The sequence below is a fragment of the Halomonas shengliensis genome, from assembly GCF_900104135.1.
GTDB lineage: Bacteria > Pseudomonadota > Gammaproteobacteria > Pseudomonadales > Halomonadaceae > Halomonas > Halomonas shengliensis.
The window spans coordinates 197,762-216,464 of the sequence record NZ_FNIV01000001.1; the positions used below are offsets into that span (position 1 = coordinate 197,762).

Here is an 18,703-nt window from a genome sequence, read left to right on the forward strand (position 1 = left end):
CAAAGCCAACCACAGGGAGCCAGGCCACATGAACCAGCGTCAGGAGGTCCCCAGCCGCCGCGGCAAGAACGGCGACGGCGCCGAGCGCCATGAGGCGATCCACCGGGCGATCAGCGATGCCATCATCGAACACCGCCTCAAGCCCGGCGCACGCCTGCGCGAGGACGCCCTGGCCGAGGTGTTCGGGGTGAGCCGCACCGGCATCCGCAAGATCCTGCAGCGCCTGGCCCTGGAGCAGCTCGTCACCCTGACCCCGCGGCGCGGCGCCAGCGTCACCCGGCCCACCGCCGACGAGGCCAAGGACGTCTTCGACGCCCGCCAGATGGTGGAGTGCGGGCTGATGCCCGAGGTGGCAAGGCGGATCGGTGCACAGGATGCCGAAGTGCTGCGTGGGCTCTCCGCCCAGGAGCAGCAGGCCCTGCGGGAGGGCGATCACAGCGCGGCGATCCGCCTCTCGGCCGACTTACATACGCACCTGGCGCGTCTCGCCGGCAACGCCACCCTGGCCGACTTCGTCGAGCGGCTCTGCTTCCGCTCCTCGCTGATCCTGGCGGTCTACGGCATGCCGGGCCACCTGGGATGCGAGACCCATGACCACGAGGCGTTGATCGCGCTGCTTGAGAAGGGCAGGGGGGAGGAGGCCGCCATACGGATGGGCGAGCACCTGCGTGCCGTGGAGGCCACCCTGGCGATCGTCGAGGAGGAGCAGGAGACGCCGGATCTGCAGCGCATCTTCCAGGTCTGACACCCGGGGCAGCGGCGGGCTTGCACCGCCGCATGGGCAGGAGTACATTCTTGTTGTATACAAAAATTATCCGGCATTGGTCTCAATGTCGTCATCCCGGTAACAACAAGGTGATGGAATGAGCGCTTCCTCCTACCCCCGCGACCTGATCGGCTACGGCCGCACGCCGCCCCATGCCAACTGGCCCGGCAATGCCCGGATCGCCGTACAGTTCGTGCTCAACTACGAGGAGGGCGGCGAGAACTGCGTGCTCCATGGGGACGAGGGCTCCGAGCAGTTCCTCTCCGAGATCATCGGCGCGGCCAGCTACCCGGATCGCCACCTGAGCATGGAGTCGATCTACGAGTACGGCTCGCGGGCGGGGGTGTGGCGCATCCTGCGCGAGTTCGAGCGCCGCGGCCTGCCGCTCACCGTGTTCGGCGTGGCCATGGCGCTGGAGCGCCACCCCGAGGTGGCCCACGCCTTCCGGGAGCTGGGCCATGAGGTCGCCTGCCACGGCTACCGCTGGATCCACTACCAGGAGGTGCCCGAACACGTCGAGCGCGAGCACCTTAAGAAGGCGATGGCGATCTTCCAGCGCCTCTACGGCGAGAAGCCGCTGGGCTGGTACACCGGCCGTGACAGCCCCAACACCCGCCGGCTGGTGCTCGACGAGGGCGGCTTCCTCTACGACAGCGACTACTACGGCGACGACCTGCCGTTCTGGACCCGCGAGCAGGACAGTCAGGGCGTCGAGCACGACCACCTGGTGGTGCCCTACACCCTGGACACCAACGACATGCGCTTCGCCGCGCCCCAAGGCTTCAACACCGCCGACCACTTCTTCACCTACCTGCGCGACGCCTTCGACGTGCTCTACGCGGAAGGGGAGGCGTCGCCGAAGATGCTCTCCATCGGCATGCACTGCCGCCTGATGGGGCGCCCCGGCCGCTTCCGCGCCCTGCAGCGCTTCCTCGACCATATCGAGGTCCACGACCGGGTGTGGGTGGCGCGCCGCGTGGATATCGCCCGGCACTGGGCGGAGCATCATCCGGCTCCGGGTAGCTGACCCCTTGAACACCCGTAACGCTCGAGGCTGATCCGGCGACAGGCTTGCGAGGGGGCGCTGTGAACCCCTCCCTGGGCGCTACCGATGCCTTCCCTGGCATAGGACCCCCTCTTCAGCTTGTCCCCGGTGCCTCTCGCGCTGACCTTTGCGGGTCATTCGAACAACCCGGGCTTCGGCCCCGAGTCTTTCAGGACACACCATGAACCAACGCACCTACTATGCCCCGCACGGCGGGCATCCGCCCCAGACCCAGCTGCTCTCCGACAGGGCGGTGTTCACCGAGGCCTACGCCTTCATCCCCCGGGGGGTGATGCGCGATATCGTCACCAGCAACCTGCCGTTCTGGGAGAACACCCGGCTGTGGGTGCTGGCGCGCCCGCTCTCCGGCTTCGCCGAGACCTTCTCCCAGTACATCATGGAGGTCTCCCCCGGCGGCGGCAGCGAGCGCCCCGAGCCCGATCCCGAGGCCGAGGGGGTGCTCTTCGTGGTGGAGGGCGAGATGACCCTGACCCTGGCCGGCGAGCGCCACCGCATGGTGCCCGGCGGCTACGCCTTCCTGCCGCCGGGCAGCAAGTGGCAGCTGCGCAACGAATCCGACGCCCCGGTGCGCTTCCACTGGGTGCGCAAGGCCTACGAGCGGGTCGCGGGCATCGAGGTGCCGGAGCCCTTCGTGGTCAACGAGAACGATATCGCCCCCAACGAGATGCCGGGCACCGAGGGACGCTGGGCCACCACCCGCTTCGTCGACCCCGAGGACGTGCGTCACGACATGCACGTCAATATCGTCACCTTCCAGCCCGGCGCGGTGATCCCCTTCGACGAGACCCACGTCATGGAGCATGGCCTCTACGTGCTCGAGGGCAAGGCGGTCTACCACCTCAACCAGGAGTGGGTGGAGGTCGAGGCCGGCGACTTCATGTGGCTGCGCGCCTTCTGTCCCCAGGCCTGCTATGCCGGTGGCCCTGGCCCGTTCCGCTACCTGCTCTACAAGGACGTCAACCGCCACGCCGCGCTGCGGCTGGCGATACGCTGAGATAGCGACGCAATCCGAGCATAGAGGTAACGCTCGAGGCTGATCCGGCGACAGGGCTGCGAGGGGGCGCTGTGAACCCCTCCCTGGGCGCTACCGATGCCATCCCTGGCATAGGACCCCCTCTTCGCCCTGTCCCCGGCGCCTCTCGCTCAGCACACATAGGTACCCGATCATGCTGGAACTCAAAGCCGAGACGCTGACCGCCGAGGCCTTCGCCCCCTTCGGCGACGTCATCGACGCCCGCACCGCCGACTGGTTTCCAATCAATGCCGGGCGCACCCGACGCCACCATGACCTGGCCAAGGTCGAGACCCTGGGGGAGGGCGCGCGGACGCTGATCAGCGTCTTCGTCAGCCAGCCCGTCGAGATCCCGCTGGAACTCGACTTCCTGGAGCGCCATCCGCTGGGCAGCCAGGCCTTCATGCCGCTCCATGAAGAACGGTTCGTGGTGGTGGTGGCGCCACCGGGCGACGAGATCGATCCTGCCGAGGTGCGTGCCTTCGTCACCGACGGGCGCCAGGGGGTCAACTACCGCGCCGGCACCTGGCATGCCATCCAGTCGGTGCTGGAGCGGGAAGGGGAGTTCTTGGTCGTCGATCGCGGCGGCGAGGGGAACAACTGCGATGAATACCCCCTGTCGATACAGGTCGTCCTGTAACGCAGGGTTCACGGCCTCCCTACAGGTACCCAAGCCCCTGAACGGCTTGGGTATTTTTTGGATACAAGAATATTTGAAAATATTTTCCACTTAGTCTTGACGCTCCGTTGTGACGGGCCTAGTCTCGGTATACAGAAAATGTTTCCACAAAAATAAATCCCTCAGGAGGAAGCCGTCATGGCTCGCATGACCGCTGCAGAAGCCGCCGTTCACGTGCTCCGCAAGGAAGGTATCGAGGTCGCCTTCGGCGTGCCCGGCGCCGCCATCAACCCCTTCTATGCCGCCCTGCGCAAGGTGGGAGGCGTCGACCACATCCTCGCCCGCCATGTCGAGGGCGCTTCGCACATGGCCGAGGGTTACACCCGCACCAAAGCCGGCAACATCGGGGTCTGCATCGGGACCTCGGGTCCCGCCGGCACTGACATGATCACCGGCCTCTACTCCGCCTCCGCGGACTCCATCCCGATCCTCTGCATCACCGGTCAGGCGCCCCGCGCCAAGCTGCACCAGGAGGACTTCCAGGCGGTGGACATCCGCGAGATCGCCGGGCCCGTCACCAAGTGGGCCGTCACCGTGCTGGAGCCGGCCCAGGTGCCGCGTGCCTTCCAGCAGGCCTTCCACCTGATGCGCTCGGCCCGCCCCGGCCCGGTGCTGATCGACCTGCCCATCGACGTGCAGATGAGCGAGATCGAGTTCGACCCGGAGACCTACGAGCCGCTGCCGGTCTACAGGCCGGCAGCCACCCGTGCCCAGGCCGAGAAGGCCATCGCCATGCTGCAGCAGGCCGAGCGGCCGCTGATCGTCGCCGGGGGCGGCATCATCAATGCCGACGCCAGCGATCGCCTGGTGGCGTTCGCCGAGTTGGTCGGGGTGCCGGTGATCCCCACCCTGATGGGCTGGGGCGCGATCCCCGACGATCACCCGCTGATGGCCGGCATGGTGGGGTTGCAGACCTCCCACCGCTACGGCAATGCCACCCTGCTGGAGTCGGACTTCGTGATGGGTATCGGCAACCGTTGGGCCAACCGCCACACCGGCAACGTCGAGACCTATACCCGGGGCCGCACCTTCGTCCACGTGGATATCGAGCCGACCCAGATCGGGCGCATCTTCGGTCCCGACTTCGGTATCGTTTCCGACGCCGGGGCGGCGCTCGACCTCTTCCTCGAGGTGGCCCGCGAGCTCGAGGCCGAGGGGCGGCTGCGCCAGCGCAGCCGCTGGATCGAGTCCTGCCAGGAGCGCAAGCGCACCCTGCTGCGCAAGACCCACTTCGATGAGGTGCCGGTCAAGCCGCAGCGGGTCTACGAGGAGATGAACCGGGTCTTCGGCCGCAACACCCGATATGTCAGCACCATCGGCCTGTCGCAGATCGCCGGCGCCCAGTTCCTGCACGTCTACCAGCCGCGCCACTGGATCAATTGCGGTCAGGCCGGCCCGCTGGGTTGGACCATTCCCGCTGCCCTGGGGGTGCGCCGCGCCGATCCCGAGGCCGAGGTAGTGGCACTCTCCGGCGACTATGATTTCCAGTTCATGGTCGAGGAGCTGGCCGCCGGCGCCCAGTTCAAGCTGCCCTGGGTGCACGTGCTGGTGAACAACTCCTACCTGGGGCTGATCCGCCAGGCCCAGCGCGGCTTCGACATGGACTACTGCGTGCAGCTCGCCTTCGAGAATATCAACTGCCCCGAGATCAACGGCTACGGCGTGGACCATGTCTCGGTGGCGGAGGGGCTGGGCTGCAAGGCGCTGCGGGTCACCGAGCCCGACGCCATCGCCCCGGCCCTGGAGGAGGCCCGCCGCCTGGCCGCCGAGCACCGCGTGCCGGTGGTGGTGGAGGTGATCCTCGAGCGGGTGACCAATATCGCCATGGGCACCGACTTGGACGGCGTCAACGAGTTCGAGGCCCTGGCCGAGAACGTCCAGGACGCGCCGACCTCCATCGCCTCCCTGACCTGAATCGACAACGACCCAAGGAGTTCAAGATGCCCAAGTTTGCCGCCAACCTCAGCATGCTGTTCACCGAGGTGGACTTCCTCGACCGCTTCGCGGCCGCCGCCCGGGCGGGCTTCAAGGGCGTGGAGTACCTCTTCCCCTACGACCATCCGGCCGAGGAGATCAGGCGGCGCCTGGAGGACAACGGCCTCGAGCAGGTGCTGTTCAACCTGCCCGCGGGCGACTGGGCCGCCGGTGAGCGCGGCATCGCCTGCCACCCGGATCGCGTCGAGGAGTTCCGCGAGGGCGTCGAGCGCGCCATCGCCTACGCCAGGGTGCTGGGCAATACCCAGGTCAACTGCCTGGCCGGCATCCAGCCCGAGGGCGTCGGCGACGATCAGGCACGCCAGACCCTGGTCGAGAACCTGCGATTCGCCGCCGACAGGCTCGCGGCCGAGGGCATCCTGCTGATCGCCGAGCCGATCAATACCCGCGACATCCCGGGCTTCTTCCTCAACCGCACCGAGCAGGCACTGGCGATCTTCGACGAGGTGGGCAGCGACAACCTCAAGCTGCAGTACGACATCTACCACATGCAGATCATGGAGGGGGATCTGGCCCCGACCATCGAGAAGTACTTCGATCGCATCGCCCATGTGCAGATCGCCGACAACCCGGGGCGTCACGAACCGGGCACGGGCGAGATCCACTACCCCTTCCTGTTCGCCCACCTGGACCGCCTGGGCTACCAGGGCTGGGTCGGCGCCGAGTACAAGCCCGCCGGCCGCACTGAGGAGGGCCTTGGCTGGCTGGACGCCGCGCGGGGCTGAGCGCGCCCTACATGGCGAGAGGCCTGCTGACGGGTCAGCCTCGAGCGACGAGGCCTTCTACTCAGGACTACAACGACAAGACAGACAAAGGAGAGAGACCATGAGCAAGATCGGATTTATTGGCCTCGGCATCATGGGCCGCCCCATGGCGGGCCACCTGCTGGACGCCGGCCACGAGCTCACCACCGTCAAGCGCGGCAAGCCGCTGGCTTCCGAGCTGGCCGACAAGGGCATGCAGGAGCTCGCCAGCCCCAGGGCGGTCGCCGAGCAGGCCGAGGTGATCATCACCATGGTGCCGGACACCCCCGACGTCGAGCAGGTGCTGTTCGGCGAGCAGGGAGTCATCGAGGGCCTGAAGCCCGGCACCCTGGTGATCGACATGAGCTCCATCGCGCCGATCCCCACCCAGGACTTCGCCAGGCGCATCCATGAGGCCGGCGGCGAGTACGTCGACGCCCCGGTCTCCGGCGGGGAGGGCGGTGCCATCAACGCCGCCCTGACCATCATGGTGGGCGCCACCGACGAGGGCTTCACCCGGGCCAGGCCGGTCCTCGAGGTGATGGGCAAGACCATCACCCATATCGGCGGCCACGGCGCCGGCCAGACCTGCAAGGTGGCCAACCAGATCGTCGTCGCCCTGACCATCGAGGCGGTGGCCGAGGGCCTGCTGTTCGCCTCCAAAGCGGGGGCCGACGTGGCCAAGGTGCGCGAGTCGCTGCTCGGCGGCCTGGCCCAGTCGAAGATCCTCGACGTGCACGGCGAGCGCATGATCCAGCGGACCTTCGACCCCGGCTTCAAGATCAAGCTGCACCAGAAGGACCTCAACCTGGCGCTGGAAGGCGCGCGCAGCCTCGACCTGGCGCTGCCCGGCACCGCCAACGCCCAGCAGCTGTTCCAGGCCTGTGCCGCCAACGGCGGCGCCGAGTGGGACCATGCCGGCATCCTGCGTGCCCTGGAGACCCTGGCCAACCACGCGGTGGGCCAGGCATGAGTTCCGCCGTCGACCCGGTGCTGGGCCGGCGCGGACAGGGGAGGTGACTGCTCCCCGAGGGGCCTGCCGGACAACGCTGTTCGGCGACGAGCGGCAGAATCCGGTAGGCTCCGGAAGGCGGGCGTCGGGTCGTCGCACGCCTTCCGGCCGCCCCGGCGGCCTTTCCCGGTGGCAGGCGCGACCTGTCGCCGGGTCCTTTTTACAGAGTCTCGACCCACGACTTCCATGATGGCCCCTGGCGAGGCCATCGGCGCAGAGGAGAATCCCATGGTCGCCACGCCGTCCCCATCCTCCCCCGAGGCCATCGCCGCGCTGTCGGCGCCGGAGGCCCTGCGCTGGCTGCGCGGCCTGGCCGAGACCGCCGTGCGCGCCGTGCACCCCGCAAGCCTGTTGCCCGGCGAACTGCCGCCGCCCCCCGCCGGCCGCACCCTGGTGGTAGGCGCCGGCAAGGCCGCCGCCGCCATGGCCGCGAGCCTGGAGCGCGCCTGGCTGGCCCATCAGCCCGAGGCCCCTCTCGAGGGGCTGGTGGTGACCCGCTACGGGCACGGTATCGAGGAGCACGAGGCGCCCTGCCGGCGCATCGAGGTGCTCGAGGCCTCCCACCCCATGCCCGACGGCCTGAGCGAGGAGGCCGCCCGGCGCATGCTCGAGGCGGTCGAGCCGCTGGGCGAGGAGGACCTGGTGATCGCGCTGATCTCCGGTGGCGGCTCGGCGCTGATGAGCCTGCCTGCCCCCGGCATCACCCTGGCCGACAAGCAGGCGCTCAACCGCGAGCTGCTGCGCTGCGGGGCGCCGATCCGCGAGATCAACACCGTGCGCCGCCACCTCTCGGCGATCAAGGGCGGGCGCCTGGCCGCCGCGGCCCATCCGGCGCCGGTGCTGACCTGGGTGATCTCCGACGTGCCCGGCGACGACCCGACCCTGGTCGCCTCCGGGCCGACCCTGCCCGACGCCACCACCCCGGCGGATGCGCTGGCGATCCTCGAGCGCCACGGCATCGCCATCCCCGAGGCGGTCCGGCGTCACCTCGAGGGGCCCGGCCAGGCCCCGGCGCCGGAGGATCCCGGCTTCGCCCGCGACCGCGCCCGGGTGCTGGCCCGCGCCGAGGATGCCCTGGAGGCCGCCCAGGCCGCCGCCGCGGCGACCGGCGTGGAGGTGCGCCTGCTCGGCGACGACCTCGAGGGCGAGGCCCGCGAGCTGGGGCGTGCCCAGGCGCGCCTGGCACGCTCGAGTCAGGAGGGACTCACCCGGCCGCTGCTGCTGCTCTCCGGCGGCGAGACCAGCGTCACGGTGCGTGGCGATGGCCGTGGCGGGCGTAACGTCGAGTACCTGCTGGGGCTCTTCGAGGCCCTCGAGGGGGCGCCTGGCATCCACGCCCTGGCCATCGACACCGATGGCATCGACGGCTCCGAGGACAACGCCGGGGCGCTGTTCGCCGATACCGACCGGGAGCGCGCCCGGGAGCTGGGGCTTGACCCCGCCACCTATCTGTCACGCAATGACGCCTACACTTTCTTCCAGGCGCTGGAGCGGCTGATCGTCACCGGTCCCACCCGCACCAACGTCAACGATTTCCGTGCCATCCTGGTCTTGCCGAGGACGCCATGACGCATCTCCCCCACGCCCCCATCCATGACCCCATCCGGCGCACCAAGATCGTCGCCACCCTGGGCCCCGCCAGCGACCGCGAGGGGGTGCTCGAGGCGATGATCGCCGCCGGCGTCGACGTGGTGCGCCTCAACTTCTCCCACGGCTCGGCCGACGACCACCGCCAGCGCCTGACCCGCGTCCGCGAGATCGCCGCCCGCCAGGGGCGCAGCGTCGCCGCCCTGGGTGACCTGCAGGGGCCCAAGATCCGTATCGCCCGCTTCGCCGAGGGGGCCGTGGAACTGGTCGAGGGTGAACCCTTTATCCTCGATATGGCGCTCGCCAGCGACGCCGGCACCCGCGAGCGCGTGGGTTGCGACTACAAGCAACTGATCGACGATGTCGCCCCCGGCGACCGCCTGCTGCTCGACGACGGCCGGGTGGTGCTCGACGTCAGCGGCGTCGAGGGCCGCGAGATCCACACCACCGTGACGGTGGGCGGGCGGCTCTCCAACAACAAGGGCATCAACAAGCAGGGCGGCGGCCTCTCGGCCCCGGCGCTCACCGACAAGGACCGCGCCGACCTCGCCACCGCGGTCGAGATCGGCGTCGACTACCTGGCCGTCTCCTTCCCGCGCAGCGCCGCCGACATGGCCGAGGCCCGCGACCTGCTCGGCGAGGCCGGCCGCGAGATCGGCCTGGTGGCCAAGCTCGAGCGCGCCGAGGCGGTGGCCGACGCGGCGACCCTGGACGGCATCATCCAGTCCTGCGAGGCGGTGATGGTGGCGCGCGGCGATCTCGGCGTGGAGATCGGCGACGAGAAGCTGATCGGCATGCAGAAGCGCATCATCAAGCGCGCCCGCACCCTGAACCGCGCGGTGATCACCGCCACCCAGATGATGGAGTCGATGATCGAGGCGCCGCTGCCCACCCGCGCCGAGGTGTTCGACGTCGCCAACGCCGTGCTCGACGGCACCGATGCGGTGATGCTCTCCGCCGAGACCGCCGCCGGCGACTTCCCGGTGGAGACCGTGGAGGCCATGGACCGGGTCTGCCTGGGCGCCGAGCGCGAGAAGGTCGCCCAGGAGTCGGGCCACCGCATCCACGAGGGCTTCACCCAGATCGACGAGACCATCGCGCTCTCCGCCATGTACGCCGCCAACCACCTCGCCGGGGTGGCGGCCATCGCCTGCATGACCTCCACCGGCTACACGCCGCTGATCGCCTCGCGCATCCGCTCGGGGCTGCCCATCGTCGGGCTGGCCCACAGCGCCATCGCCCAGCGGCGCATGGCGCTCTACCGCGGGGTGGTCTCGCTGCCCTTCGACACCAGCGAGATGACGGCCGAGGAGCTCAACGACCGCGCCCTGGCGATGCTGGTGGAGAAGGGCATCGCCGAGCCGGGCGACCATGTGATCCTCACCCGCGGCGACGAGATGAACGCCCATGGCGGCACCAACACCATGAAGATCCTCGACGTCAACGCCGGCCATGCGCGCTGAGCCCGGCGCGGAGCGCCGCCACAAGGGCTGTCCGGAGACCGGGCGGCGCCTGCTCGAAGGCGTCAGCCTGCCGGCGGCGGTGGTCCGCGAGGCACCCTTGGCCCACAACCTCGCCTGGATGCAGCGCTTCGCCCAACGGCGCGGCGCCTGGCTGGCGCCCCATGGCAAGACCAGCATGGCCCCGGCGCTCTTCCATCGCCAGCTGGCGGCCGGGGCCTGGGGCATCACCCTGGCCACGGCCCCCCAGTGCCGCGCCGCCTTCGCGGCCGGGGTGACGCGGCTGCTGCTCGCTAACCAGCTGGTGGGGGAGGCCAACATGGCCATCGTCGCCGACCTGCTGGAGGCCGGGGCCGAGCTCATCTGCCTGGTGGACAGCGAGGCCAATGCCGTCGCCCTGGATCGCCACTTCACTGCCCGCGGCCTGCGCCTGACGGTACTGATCGAGCTGGGCGTGCCCGGCGGGCGCTGTGGCTGCCGCGGCGAGGACCAGGCGCTGACCCTGGCCGAGCGCATCGCCGCCCTGCCGGGGCTCTCGCTGGTCGGCCTGGAGGGCTACGAGGGGCTGGCCGGCGACGACGGCGAGCGCCGGGTGGCGGACTACCTCGACGAGATGGTGGGAGTGGCCCAGGCGCTCAGCGCCGCGGGGCGCTTCGAGTCCCCCACCCCGCTGATCACCGCCGCGGGCTCGGCCTGGTACGACCGGGTCGCCACGGCCTTCCAGGCGCTGGAGCGGCCCTTCCAGCCCGTGCTGCGTCCCGGCTGCTATGTGGTCCATGACCATGGCCTCTACGCCGAGGCGCAGCGCGGGGTGCTGGCCCGCGAGGGGTTGGACGAGGGGCTGCGCCCGGCGCTGGAGGTGTTCGCCCAGGTGCAATCGCTCCCCGAGCCGGGGCTGGCGATCGTCGCCATGGGGCGGCGCGACGTGGGCGGCGACCGCCTGCCGCTGCCCCTGCGCCGCTACCGGGAGGGGGGCGCGGCGACCGAGCCCCTGACGGTGGCGGGCTGGGAGGTGACCAGGCTGATGGACCAGCACGCCTTCGTGCGCCTGCCCGAGCCGGTGGCCGGGGAGGACGAGGTGCGCGTGGGCGACGTACGCGTAGGCGACGTGGTGGCCTTCGGCATCTCCCACCCCTGCCTCACCTTCGATCGCTGGCAACGGGTGCTGCGGGTGGACGAGGCGCTGGAGGTGCAGGAGGTGATGGAGACGCGCTTCTGAGCCCCTTCCTGTATACAGAAGGTGGGCAGGATGTGGCCATTTGCCCCGAAAAGTGCGAAGGTGCGGCCAGGAAGATCACCATGAGCGAGAGAGCATGAGCCACTCCTGGAAGGCCGGCGTCGAGGCCGCCATCCGCGCCGGCGAGCGCATCAGCGACCCCTATATCGTCGAGCAGGTACGCCAGGCGGTCCTCAGCCAGCGCCTGCCGCCGGGTACCCGCCTGCCGGAGGTGGCGCTGGGCGAGATCTTTGGCGTCAGCCGCTCGGTGGTGCGGCGTGCCCTGACCCGTCTGGCCGCCGAGCATGTCATCGACCAGCGTCCCAACCAGGTGGCCCGGGTGCGCTCGCCGAGCGTCGAGGAGACCCGCGAGACCTTCGCCGCCCGCCGCCTGGTGGAGGGGGAGGTGGCGGCCCTGCTGGCGGGCCGCGGACTCCAGCCCGGGGTGCTCGACGAGCTGGAGCGGGAGGCGCAGGCCGAGGTCGAGGCCCACGGCCGCGGCGACGAGACGGCGCGCATCGCCCACTCCCTGGCCATCCACCATCGCCTGGCGGCGCTCTCGCCCAATCGCGTGCTGGGCGCCATGCTCACCGACCTGGTGCTGCGTACCTCCATCGTCATCGCCCTCTACAAGCGGCCGACGCTGGCCTCCTGCTTCCTCGAGGGAGACCACCCGCGGCTGCTGGCGGCCCTGGCGGGAGGCGACGCCGAGGGGGCGCGACGCGCCATCGAGGCGCACCTGGCGAGCCTCGAGGCATTGCTGGATCTGGGCCCTCGCGAGGAGGAGGCCGACCTGCGCGCCATCTTCGCCGGCGTCACCACCAGCTGAACGGCAGCGGGAGTCGCCCGCGCCCGAATCCCTCGACCGGTCCGGGACCTCTCCCCGGCGTCGCCCGCACTGGGACCCTCCGGCGGGTTGAGGGCATCGACGGGGTGACGGACAATGCGCCCAACCACGCCTTGCGGAGCCTTGCCATGCCCTCCCTGATCCGCCCGGGATGCCGCGCCCTGCTGCTGGGCCTGGCGCTGCTGCTGACCACGCCGGCCCTGGCCCAGCCGCCCATCGTGGCGGCCGCCTCCTCCCTGCAGGCGGTCTTCCCGCGGCTGGTCGAGGCCTTCCGGGCCGAGACGGGGGCCTCGCTGCGGGTCAACTTCGGCTCGTCCGGCAACTTCCGGCGCCAGATCGGCCAGGGCGCCCCCTTCGAGCTCTTCCTCTCCGCCGATGAGGCGTATGTGCTGGCGCTTCATGAGGCGGGCCTCCTGGAGGATGCCGGCGTGGTCTACGCGGTGGGGCGGCTGGTATGGCTGCAGGGCCCGGGGCAGGGGCCCTTGCCGCCCGACGACGAGCCGCTGGCCGCCGTGCGCGAGGCGCTGGCGGCGCACGCCGCCGGGGAGGGACGGGCGCGGATCGCGCTGGCCAACCCCGAGCATGCCCCCTACGGCGTGGCCGCCCGCGAGGCCCTGAGCCACGCCGGCCTGTGGCAGGCGAGCGAGCCGCTGCGGGTGATGGGCGAGAACGTCGCCCAGGCCACCCGCTTCGCCCTTTCCGCCGATACCCGCGGCGGGCTGGTGGCCTGGTCCCAGGCGCTGGCGCCGCCGGTGGCGGCGCGCAGCGACTTCGTGATGGTGCCAGCCGACTGGCACCGCCCGCTGGTGCAGCGCATGGCGCTGGTCAAGGGTGCCGGGGAGACCGCCAGGGCCTTCTACGCCTGGCTGCAGCAGGAGGAGGCCCGCGAGCTCCTTGCCGCCTATGGTTTCCGCGCCCCTGGCGATGGCCTCCGCCTCGATGAGGCGGCGTCACGCTGATGGAGTGGACGGCGCTCTCGGTCTCGCTGCACCTGGCGGCCTTCACGGCGCTGCTGCTGCTGCCGGTGGGGTTGTGGCTGGGGCGCACCCTGGCCGCCAGCCGCTCGCGGGCCAAGCCGCTCTGGGAGGCGCTGATCGCCCTGCCGCTGGTGATGCCGCCCACGGTGCTGGGCTTCTACCTGATGCAGGCCTTCGGCGTGGAGGCTCCCTTCGGCGGGCTCTGGGAGCGTCTCTTCGGCACCGGGCTCAACTTCACCTTCGAGGGCATCCTGCTCGCCTCCCTGGTGGCCAACCTGCCCTTCGCGGTGCAGCCGGTGCAGCGCGCCTTCGAGGCGGTGCCCGCCAACCTGCGCGAGGCGGCCTGGTGCAGCGGCCTCTCGCCGCTGCACACCCTGTGGCGCATCGAGCTGCCGCTGGTGTGGCCGGGGCTGGTCTCGGCGCTGGCGCTCACCTTCGCCCATACCCTGGGGGAGTTCGGCGTCATCCTGATGGTGGGCGGGGCCATCGACGGCGAGACCCGTACCCTGGCTATCGCCATCTACGACCGGGTGCAGGCCTTCGACGAGAGCGGCGCGGCCAGCATGTCGGCGATGCTGCTGCTGGTCTCCTTCGTCACCATCGGCGTGGTCTACGGCCTCGCCGGCCGGCGGAGGTGGCGCCGTGCCTGAGCCCGTCGCGAGCCCCGCTCCCCTGGAGGTCAGCCTGCACCAGTCGGGGCCGATCCCCCTGGCGGCGGAGTTCCGCTGCGAGGCCGGCGAGCTGCTGGCCCTGGTGGGCCCCTCCGGCAGCGGCAAGACCACCCTGCTGCGCAGCATCGCCGGGCTCTACCGGCCGGCCGCCGGACGCATCGCCTGCGGCGAGGCGCTGTGGTTCGATGCCGGCCGGCGCCTGGCGCTGGCGCCCCAGCGCCGCCGCCTGGGCCTGGTGTTCCAGGACTACGCCCTGTTTCCGCACCTGACGGCGCTGGGCAACGTCATGGTGGCGCTGCACCACCTGCCGGTGGCCGAGCGGCGGCGTCGCGGCGAGGCGTGGCTCGCTCGGGTGCGTCTGGAGGGGCTGGCCGGGCGCCACCCGGCCGAGCTCTCCGGTGGCCAGCGCCAGCGCGTGGCGCTGGCCCGGGCACTGGCCCGCGAGCCGCGGGTGCTGCTGCTTGACGAGCCCTTCTCGGCGGTGGACCAGGTCACCCGGCGCCGCCTGCAGCGCGAGCTGGCGCTGCTGCGCGAGGAGATCGCCATCCCCATCGTGCTGGTGACCCATGACCTCGACGAGGCGGCGGCCCTGGCCGACCGCCTCTGCGTGCTGCACGCCGGGCGCACCCTGCAGGCCGGCCCGCCGGAGTCGCTCTTCCGGCGCCCGGCCTCGCCCCAGGTGGCGCGGCTGCTCGATCGCCACAATGTCTTCGCGGGCGAGGTGGTGGAGGAGGGCGGTGAGCGCCGCCTGGCGTGGGGTCCCTGGCGGCTGGAGGTGGCCGAGGGGCTGGCGGCGTTGGCGCCGGGGTCCCGGGTGGCCTGGTACCTGCCGCCCTCCGACGTGGTGCTGCATCGGCGTGGCCGCCCGTCCCTCGGCGAACGCGAGAACCCGGTGAGCGCCCGGGTCGAGGAGCTGGTGGTGCTGGGCGGCATGGCCTCGGTCACCCTGGCCTTCGCGCATACCCCGCGGCGCCTCGGCTTCGAGATCGCCACCCATGCCGCCCGCCGCAACGGCCTGGCCCGGGGCGAGGCGGTGCACGTCTCGCTGCTCGCCGCGGGCATCCACCTGATGCCGGACGCCTCGCCGCCCGGCGATGACGCCAGGAGTGACCCATGACCCGATTCTTTCGCCTTGCCGCCCTCGCCACCCTGGCGCTGCCCCTGGCCACGCCGGGCCTCGCCGAGGAGGCGGTGCCGGAGCCCTGGCCGCTGCGCATCCATGCCGGGGAGGCCAGCCACGCCTTCCGGGTCGAGGTGGCGGACGCGCCCGCCGAGCGCAGCCGCGGCCTGATGGGGCGCGAGCAACTCGCCGAGGGCGCCGGCATGCTCTTCCTCTACGCCACCGAGCAGCCCGGTGGCAGCGGCTTCTGGATGTACAACACCCTGATCCCGCTGGATATCGCCTTCATCGATGGGGCGGGGCGCATCGTCTCGACCCACACCATGGTGCCCTGCGGCTCTAACGCCCCCGGTGACTGCCCGGTGACGCGACCGGGGGTGCCCTATCGGGCCGCGCTGGAGGTTCCCGCCGGCACCTTCGCGTCGCTGGGCGTCGAGGTGGGCGACTGCGTCGCCTGGCCGGGGGTGGCGTCCCGCTGCGAGTCGCCCTCCCCGGGCTGATATTCAACGCTTGCGGCCCTAGAATGGGGCGAGGTGGACGGCCACGCCGGTCCATCGCCCGACCCATAACCATAATCGCGCCCCGAGGGCTTCGGGGCGCCGCTGCAAGGACACGCCATGACCCTCCATCGACCGCTTGCCAAGCTGGCCGCCGCCCTGGCCGGTGCCGCCGTGCTCTTCGCCTCGCTCTCCGCCCAGGCCCGCGAGCTCTCCGTCTCCACCGTGCTCTCCGACGCCTTCCCCTGGGGCCAGGCGGCCGAGAAGTGGGCCGAGCTGGTGGAGGAGCGCACCGAGGGGCGCATCACCCTGCGCGTCTACCCCAACTCCCAGCTGGTAAACGGCGACCAGACCCGCGAGTTCTCCGCCATGCGCTCCGGCCTGATCGACGCCGCGGTGGGCTCCACCATCAACTGGTCGCCCCAGGTGCCGGAGCTCAACCTCTTCTCGCTGCCCTTCTTCCTGCCCGACGAGGCGGCGGTGGATGCCGTGACCGGCGGCGAGGCCGGCGAGATGATCTTCGCGGCCATCGAGTCCCGCGATGTCATCCCGTTGGGCTGGGGCGAGAACGGCTTCCGCCAGCTCTCCAACTCCCAGGGGGCGATCGATGAGCCCGCCGACCTCGAGGGGCTGAAGATCCGCGTGGTGGGCTCCCCGCTGTTCCAGGACACCTTCGACGCCCTGGGCGCCGACCCCACCCAGATGAGCTGGGCCGACGCCAAGCCAGCGCTGACCACCGGCGCCGTGGACGGCCAGGAGAACCCGCTCTCGGTATTCGACGTGGCGCGCATCGACCAGGTGGGCCAGGAGCACCTGACCCTGTGGAACTACATGAACGATCCGCTGATCTTCGCCGTCAATCGCCAGGTGTGGGAGTCCCTGGACGAGGGCGACCGCGAGATCCTGCGCGAGGCCGCCGTGGAGGCCGGGCAGTGGGAGATCGCGATGACCCGCGAGCAGGAGAGCGAGCGCCTGGCCGCCATCCAGGAGCGCGGCGTCACCGTCACCGAACTGACCGACGCCCAGTACCAGGCCTTCGTGGCGGCCACCGAGAGCGTGCATGACGAGTGGGTGCCGCAGATCGGCGAGGCGATCGTCGAGGCCGCCAGGTCCGCCGTCGAGTCCCGCTGAGCGTTCGCCCTACCATCGTTCGACCGGCCGGCCCTCGTGGCCGGCCGCTGCCGTGTGAGGTTCCCCCATGACGCCATCCCCCGATGCCCGGCCGGAGCGCTGGCTGGCCGCCCTGGCCCTGGTGATCATCGCCCTGATCAGCCTCGGCAACGTGATCACCCGCTACATCACCGGCGGTTCGCTCGCCTTCACCGAGGAGCTCTCGGTGTTCCTGCTGGTGGTGCTGACCTTCGCCGGCGCCGCCGTGGCGCTGCGCCGCAACGGCCATATCCGCATCGGCATGCTGGAGCGGGCCCTGCCCCACGGCCCACGGCGGGCCCTGGTGCTCCTCCAGGGCCTCTGCGGCGTGCTCCTGCTGGGGCTGATCGTCTGGTTCGGCGCCAAGCTGGCCTGGCAGGAGTACCGCTGGGAGACCACCTCGCCGGGGCTGGGGCTGCCCCAGTGGTGGTACATCGTCTGGTTGCCGCTGCTGGCGGCGGTGATGCTGGTGCGCCAGCTGCAGCAGACCCTCGACCGGCTGCGCGGGAGGCTCGACGATGAGTCCTGACCTGTGGATGCTGCTGGCCTTCGCGGGCCTGTTGATCGCCGGGGTGCCGGTGGCCTTCTCGCTGGGGCTGGCCGGGGCGGCGGGGATCCTCGCGGGGCTGTCGCCGGCGATGCTGGCGACCCTGGGCACCAACACCTACAACAGCATCGCCAAGTACCCGCTGATCGCCATCCCCCTGTTCATCCTCACCGGGCTGATCTTCGAGCGCTCCGGGGTGGCGCTGCGCCTGGTGCGCTTTGCCCAGGCGCTGATCGGCCCGCGCCACGGCGGCCTGGCCCTGGTGGCGGTGCTGGTGTGCATGATCATGGGTGGCATGAGCGGCTCCGGCCCGGCGGACGCCGCGGCGGTGGCCATGGTGATGCTGCCCAGCATGACCAGGGCGGGCTACCCGAAGCCCTTCTCGGCGACCCTGATCGCCGCCTCGGCCTCCACGGCGATCCTGATCCCGCCCTCGGTGGCGCTGATCCTCTACTCCATCGTGGTGCCTGGGGTCGACCTGCGCGCGCTCTTCGCCGCCGGGCTCTTCCCCGGGATCCTGGCCGGCCTGGCGCTGCTGGTGCCGGCGCTGATCGTCTCGAAGCGCCATGGCTGGGAGGGCGGCACGCCGGCCGCCGGCGCCGAGCGCCTCCGGGTGGGAGAGACCTTCAGGCAGGCGCTGCCGGCGCTGTTCGCCCCGGTGCTGATCCTCGGCGGGCTGCGCTCGGGACTCTTCACCCCCACCGAGGCGGCGGTGGTGGCGGTGGCCTACGGCGTGGTGGTGGGGCTCTTCGTCACCCGCGAGCTCGGAGTCAAGGACCTCTGGGCGCTGTTCGGCGAGGCCGCGGTGATCTCCGGGGTGGTGATGCTGATCATCGCCCTGGCCGGCATCTTCGCCTGGGCGGGCACCATGCTCGGCACCTTCCGCCACCTGGCGGAGTGGATCATCTCGCTCTCCGACAGCGGGGTGCTGCTGTTGGTGCTGATCATGCTGGCGGTGCTGGCCGCCGGCATGCTGCTCGATGCCATCTCCATCTACCTGATCATGATGCCGATCCTGATCCCGGTGATGCAGCACTTCGAGTGGAACCCGGTTTGGTTCGGCATCCTGCTGGCGATGAATATCGCCATCGGCCAGTTCACGCCACCGGTGGCGGTGAACCTGATGGTGACCACCGAGGTGGCGAAGATCCGCCTCGAGCAGACCCTGGGCTGGGCGCTGCTCTTCGTCGTCGCCATGGCCGGCGCCCTGGCGCTGGTGGCGGTGTTCCCGGAGATCGCCCTGTGGCTGCCGCGGACCCTCGGCTACAACGTGGGGTAAGGCCCTGATGGCGCCCTTGATGCTGGCCGGAGATCGCCCTGTGGCTGCCGCGGATCCACGGCTACGACGTGGGGTGGGTC

Annotated in this window: 18 protein-coding genes; all 18 read left to right on the forward strand. The window is 70.9% G+C overall.

The genetic code is table 11. The annotated features are described in order from the left end of the window. Positions 1-28: 28 nt before the first annotated feature. The 18 genes from BLP95_RS00925 to BLP95_RS01010 all read left to right on the forward strand — a co-directional run bounded on the left by BLP95_RS00925 (position 29) and on the right by BLP95_RS01010 (position 18,623). A complete protein-coding gene (locus tag BLP95_RS00925; RefSeq protein WP_089676320.1) occupies positions 29-745 on the forward strand; it encodes a GntR family transcriptional regulator in 717 nt (238 codons plus the stop codon). A 118-nt stretch (positions 746-863) separates the two neighbouring features. Further along, entirely contained in the window at positions 864-1,793 is a 930-nt protein-coding gene (gene puuE / locus BLP95_RS00930; RefSeq protein WP_089676321.1) for an allantoinase PuuE, read from the forward strand. A gap of 199 nt (positions 1,794-1,992) precedes the next feature. Next, a complete protein-coding gene (locus BLP95_RS00935; protein ID WP_089676322.1) occupies positions 1,993-2,826 on the forward strand; it encodes a bifunctional allantoicase/(S)-ureidoglycine aminohydrolase in 834 nt (277 codons plus the stop codon). Positions 2,827-2,998: 172 nt separating this feature from the next. Continuing rightward, on the forward strand, positions 2,999-3,484 hold the full coding sequence (locus tag BLP95_RS00940) for an ureidoglycolate lyase (RefSeq protein ID WP_089676323.1): 486 nt from the start codon (positions 2,999-3,001) through the stop codon (positions 3,482-3,484). A gap of 177 nt (positions 3,485-3,661) precedes the next feature. Then, positions 3,662-5,437: a glyoxylate carboligase gene (gene gcl, locus BLP95_RS00945; protein WP_089676324.1), complete on the forward strand. Its 1,776-nt coding sequence runs from the start codon at positions 3,662-3,664 to the stop codon at positions 5,435-5,437. 26 nt (positions 5,438-5,463) lie between these two features. Further along, positions 5,464-6,243 (forward strand): hydroxypyruvate isomerase, encoded by a 780-nt coding sequence (hyi, locus tag BLP95_RS00950; RefSeq protein WP_089676325.1) that lies wholly within the window; start codon positions 5,464-5,466, stop codon positions 6,241-6,243. A gap of 100 nt (positions 6,244-6,343) precedes the next feature. After that, entirely contained in the window at positions 6,344-7,234 is an 891-nt protein-coding gene (locus tag BLP95_RS00955) for a 2-hydroxy-3-oxopropionate reductase (protein WP_089676326.1), read from the forward strand. 267 nt (positions 7,235-7,501) lie between these two features. After that, positions 7,502-8,842, forward strand: a complete 1,341-nt coding sequence (locus BLP95_RS00960; RefSeq protein WP_089676327.1) for a glycerate kinase type-2 family protein — start codon at positions 7,502-7,504, stop codon at positions 8,840-8,842. Next, entirely contained in the window at positions 8,839-10,323 is a 1,485-nt protein-coding gene (gene pyk, locus BLP95_RS00965) for a pyruvate kinase (RefSeq protein ID WP_089676328.1), read from the forward strand. The genes BLP95_RS00960 and pyk overlap by 4 nt, the downstream gene beginning before the upstream one ends. Continuing rightward, complete coding sequence (locus tag BLP95_RS00970) at positions 10,313-11,539, forward strand: amino acid deaminase (protein ID WP_089676329.1); 1,227 nt, start codon at positions 10,313-10,315, stop codon at positions 11,537-11,539. Before pyk ends, BLP95_RS00970 begins: the two co-directional genes overlap by 11 nt. A 94-nt stretch (positions 11,540-11,633) precedes the next feature. After that, on the forward strand, positions 11,634-12,365 hold the full coding sequence (locus BLP95_RS00975) for a GntR family transcriptional regulator (RefSeq protein WP_089676330.1): 732 nt from the start codon (positions 11,634-11,636) through the stop codon (positions 12,363-12,365). A 146-nt stretch (positions 12,366-12,511) separates the two neighbouring features. Beyond that, positions 12,512-13,342, forward strand: a complete 831-nt coding sequence (gene modA / locus BLP95_RS00980; protein ID WP_089676331.1) for a molybdate ABC transporter substrate-binding protein — start codon at positions 12,512-12,514, stop codon at positions 13,340-13,342. Beyond that, positions 13,342-14,010 carry a molybdate ABC transporter permease subunit gene (gene modB, locus BLP95_RS00985; RefSeq protein ID WP_023006648.1) on the forward strand — a complete coding sequence of 223 codons (669 nt, stop codon included), beginning with the start codon at positions 13,342-13,344 and terminating at the stop codon, positions 14,008-14,010. Before modA ends, modB begins: the two co-directional genes overlap by 1 nt. Then, entirely contained in the window at positions 14,003-15,148 is a 1,146-nt protein-coding gene (locus BLP95_RS00990; RefSeq protein ID WP_089676332.1) for an ABC transporter ATP-binding protein, read from the forward strand. Before modB ends, BLP95_RS00990 begins: the two co-directional genes overlap by 8 nt. Continuing rightward, positions 15,145-15,651, forward strand: coding sequence for a DUF192 domain-containing protein (locus tag BLP95_RS00995; RefSeq protein ID WP_089676333.1), 507 nt, complete (start codon positions 15,145-15,147; stop codon positions 15,649-15,651). Before BLP95_RS00990 ends, BLP95_RS00995 begins: the two co-directional genes overlap by 4 nt. Positions 15,652-15,768: 117 nt before the next feature. Further along, a complete protein-coding gene (locus BLP95_RS01000) occupies positions 15,769-16,779 on the forward strand; it encodes a DctP family TRAP transporter solute-binding subunit (protein WP_089676334.1) in 1,011 nt (336 codons plus the stop codon). 67 nt (positions 16,780-16,846) lie between these two features. Then, positions 16,847-17,326, forward strand: coding sequence for a TRAP transporter small permease (locus BLP95_RS01005; protein ID WP_089676335.1), 480 nt, complete (start codon positions 16,847-16,849; stop codon positions 17,324-17,326). Then, on the forward strand, positions 17,316-18,623 hold the full coding sequence (locus BLP95_RS01010; protein ID WP_089676336.1) for a TRAP transporter large permease: 1,308 nt from the start codon (positions 17,316-17,318) through the stop codon (positions 18,621-18,623). The genes BLP95_RS01005 and BLP95_RS01010 overlap by 11 nt, the downstream gene beginning before the upstream one ends. The last annotated feature ends 80 nt before the right edge of the window (positions 18,624-18,703 follow it).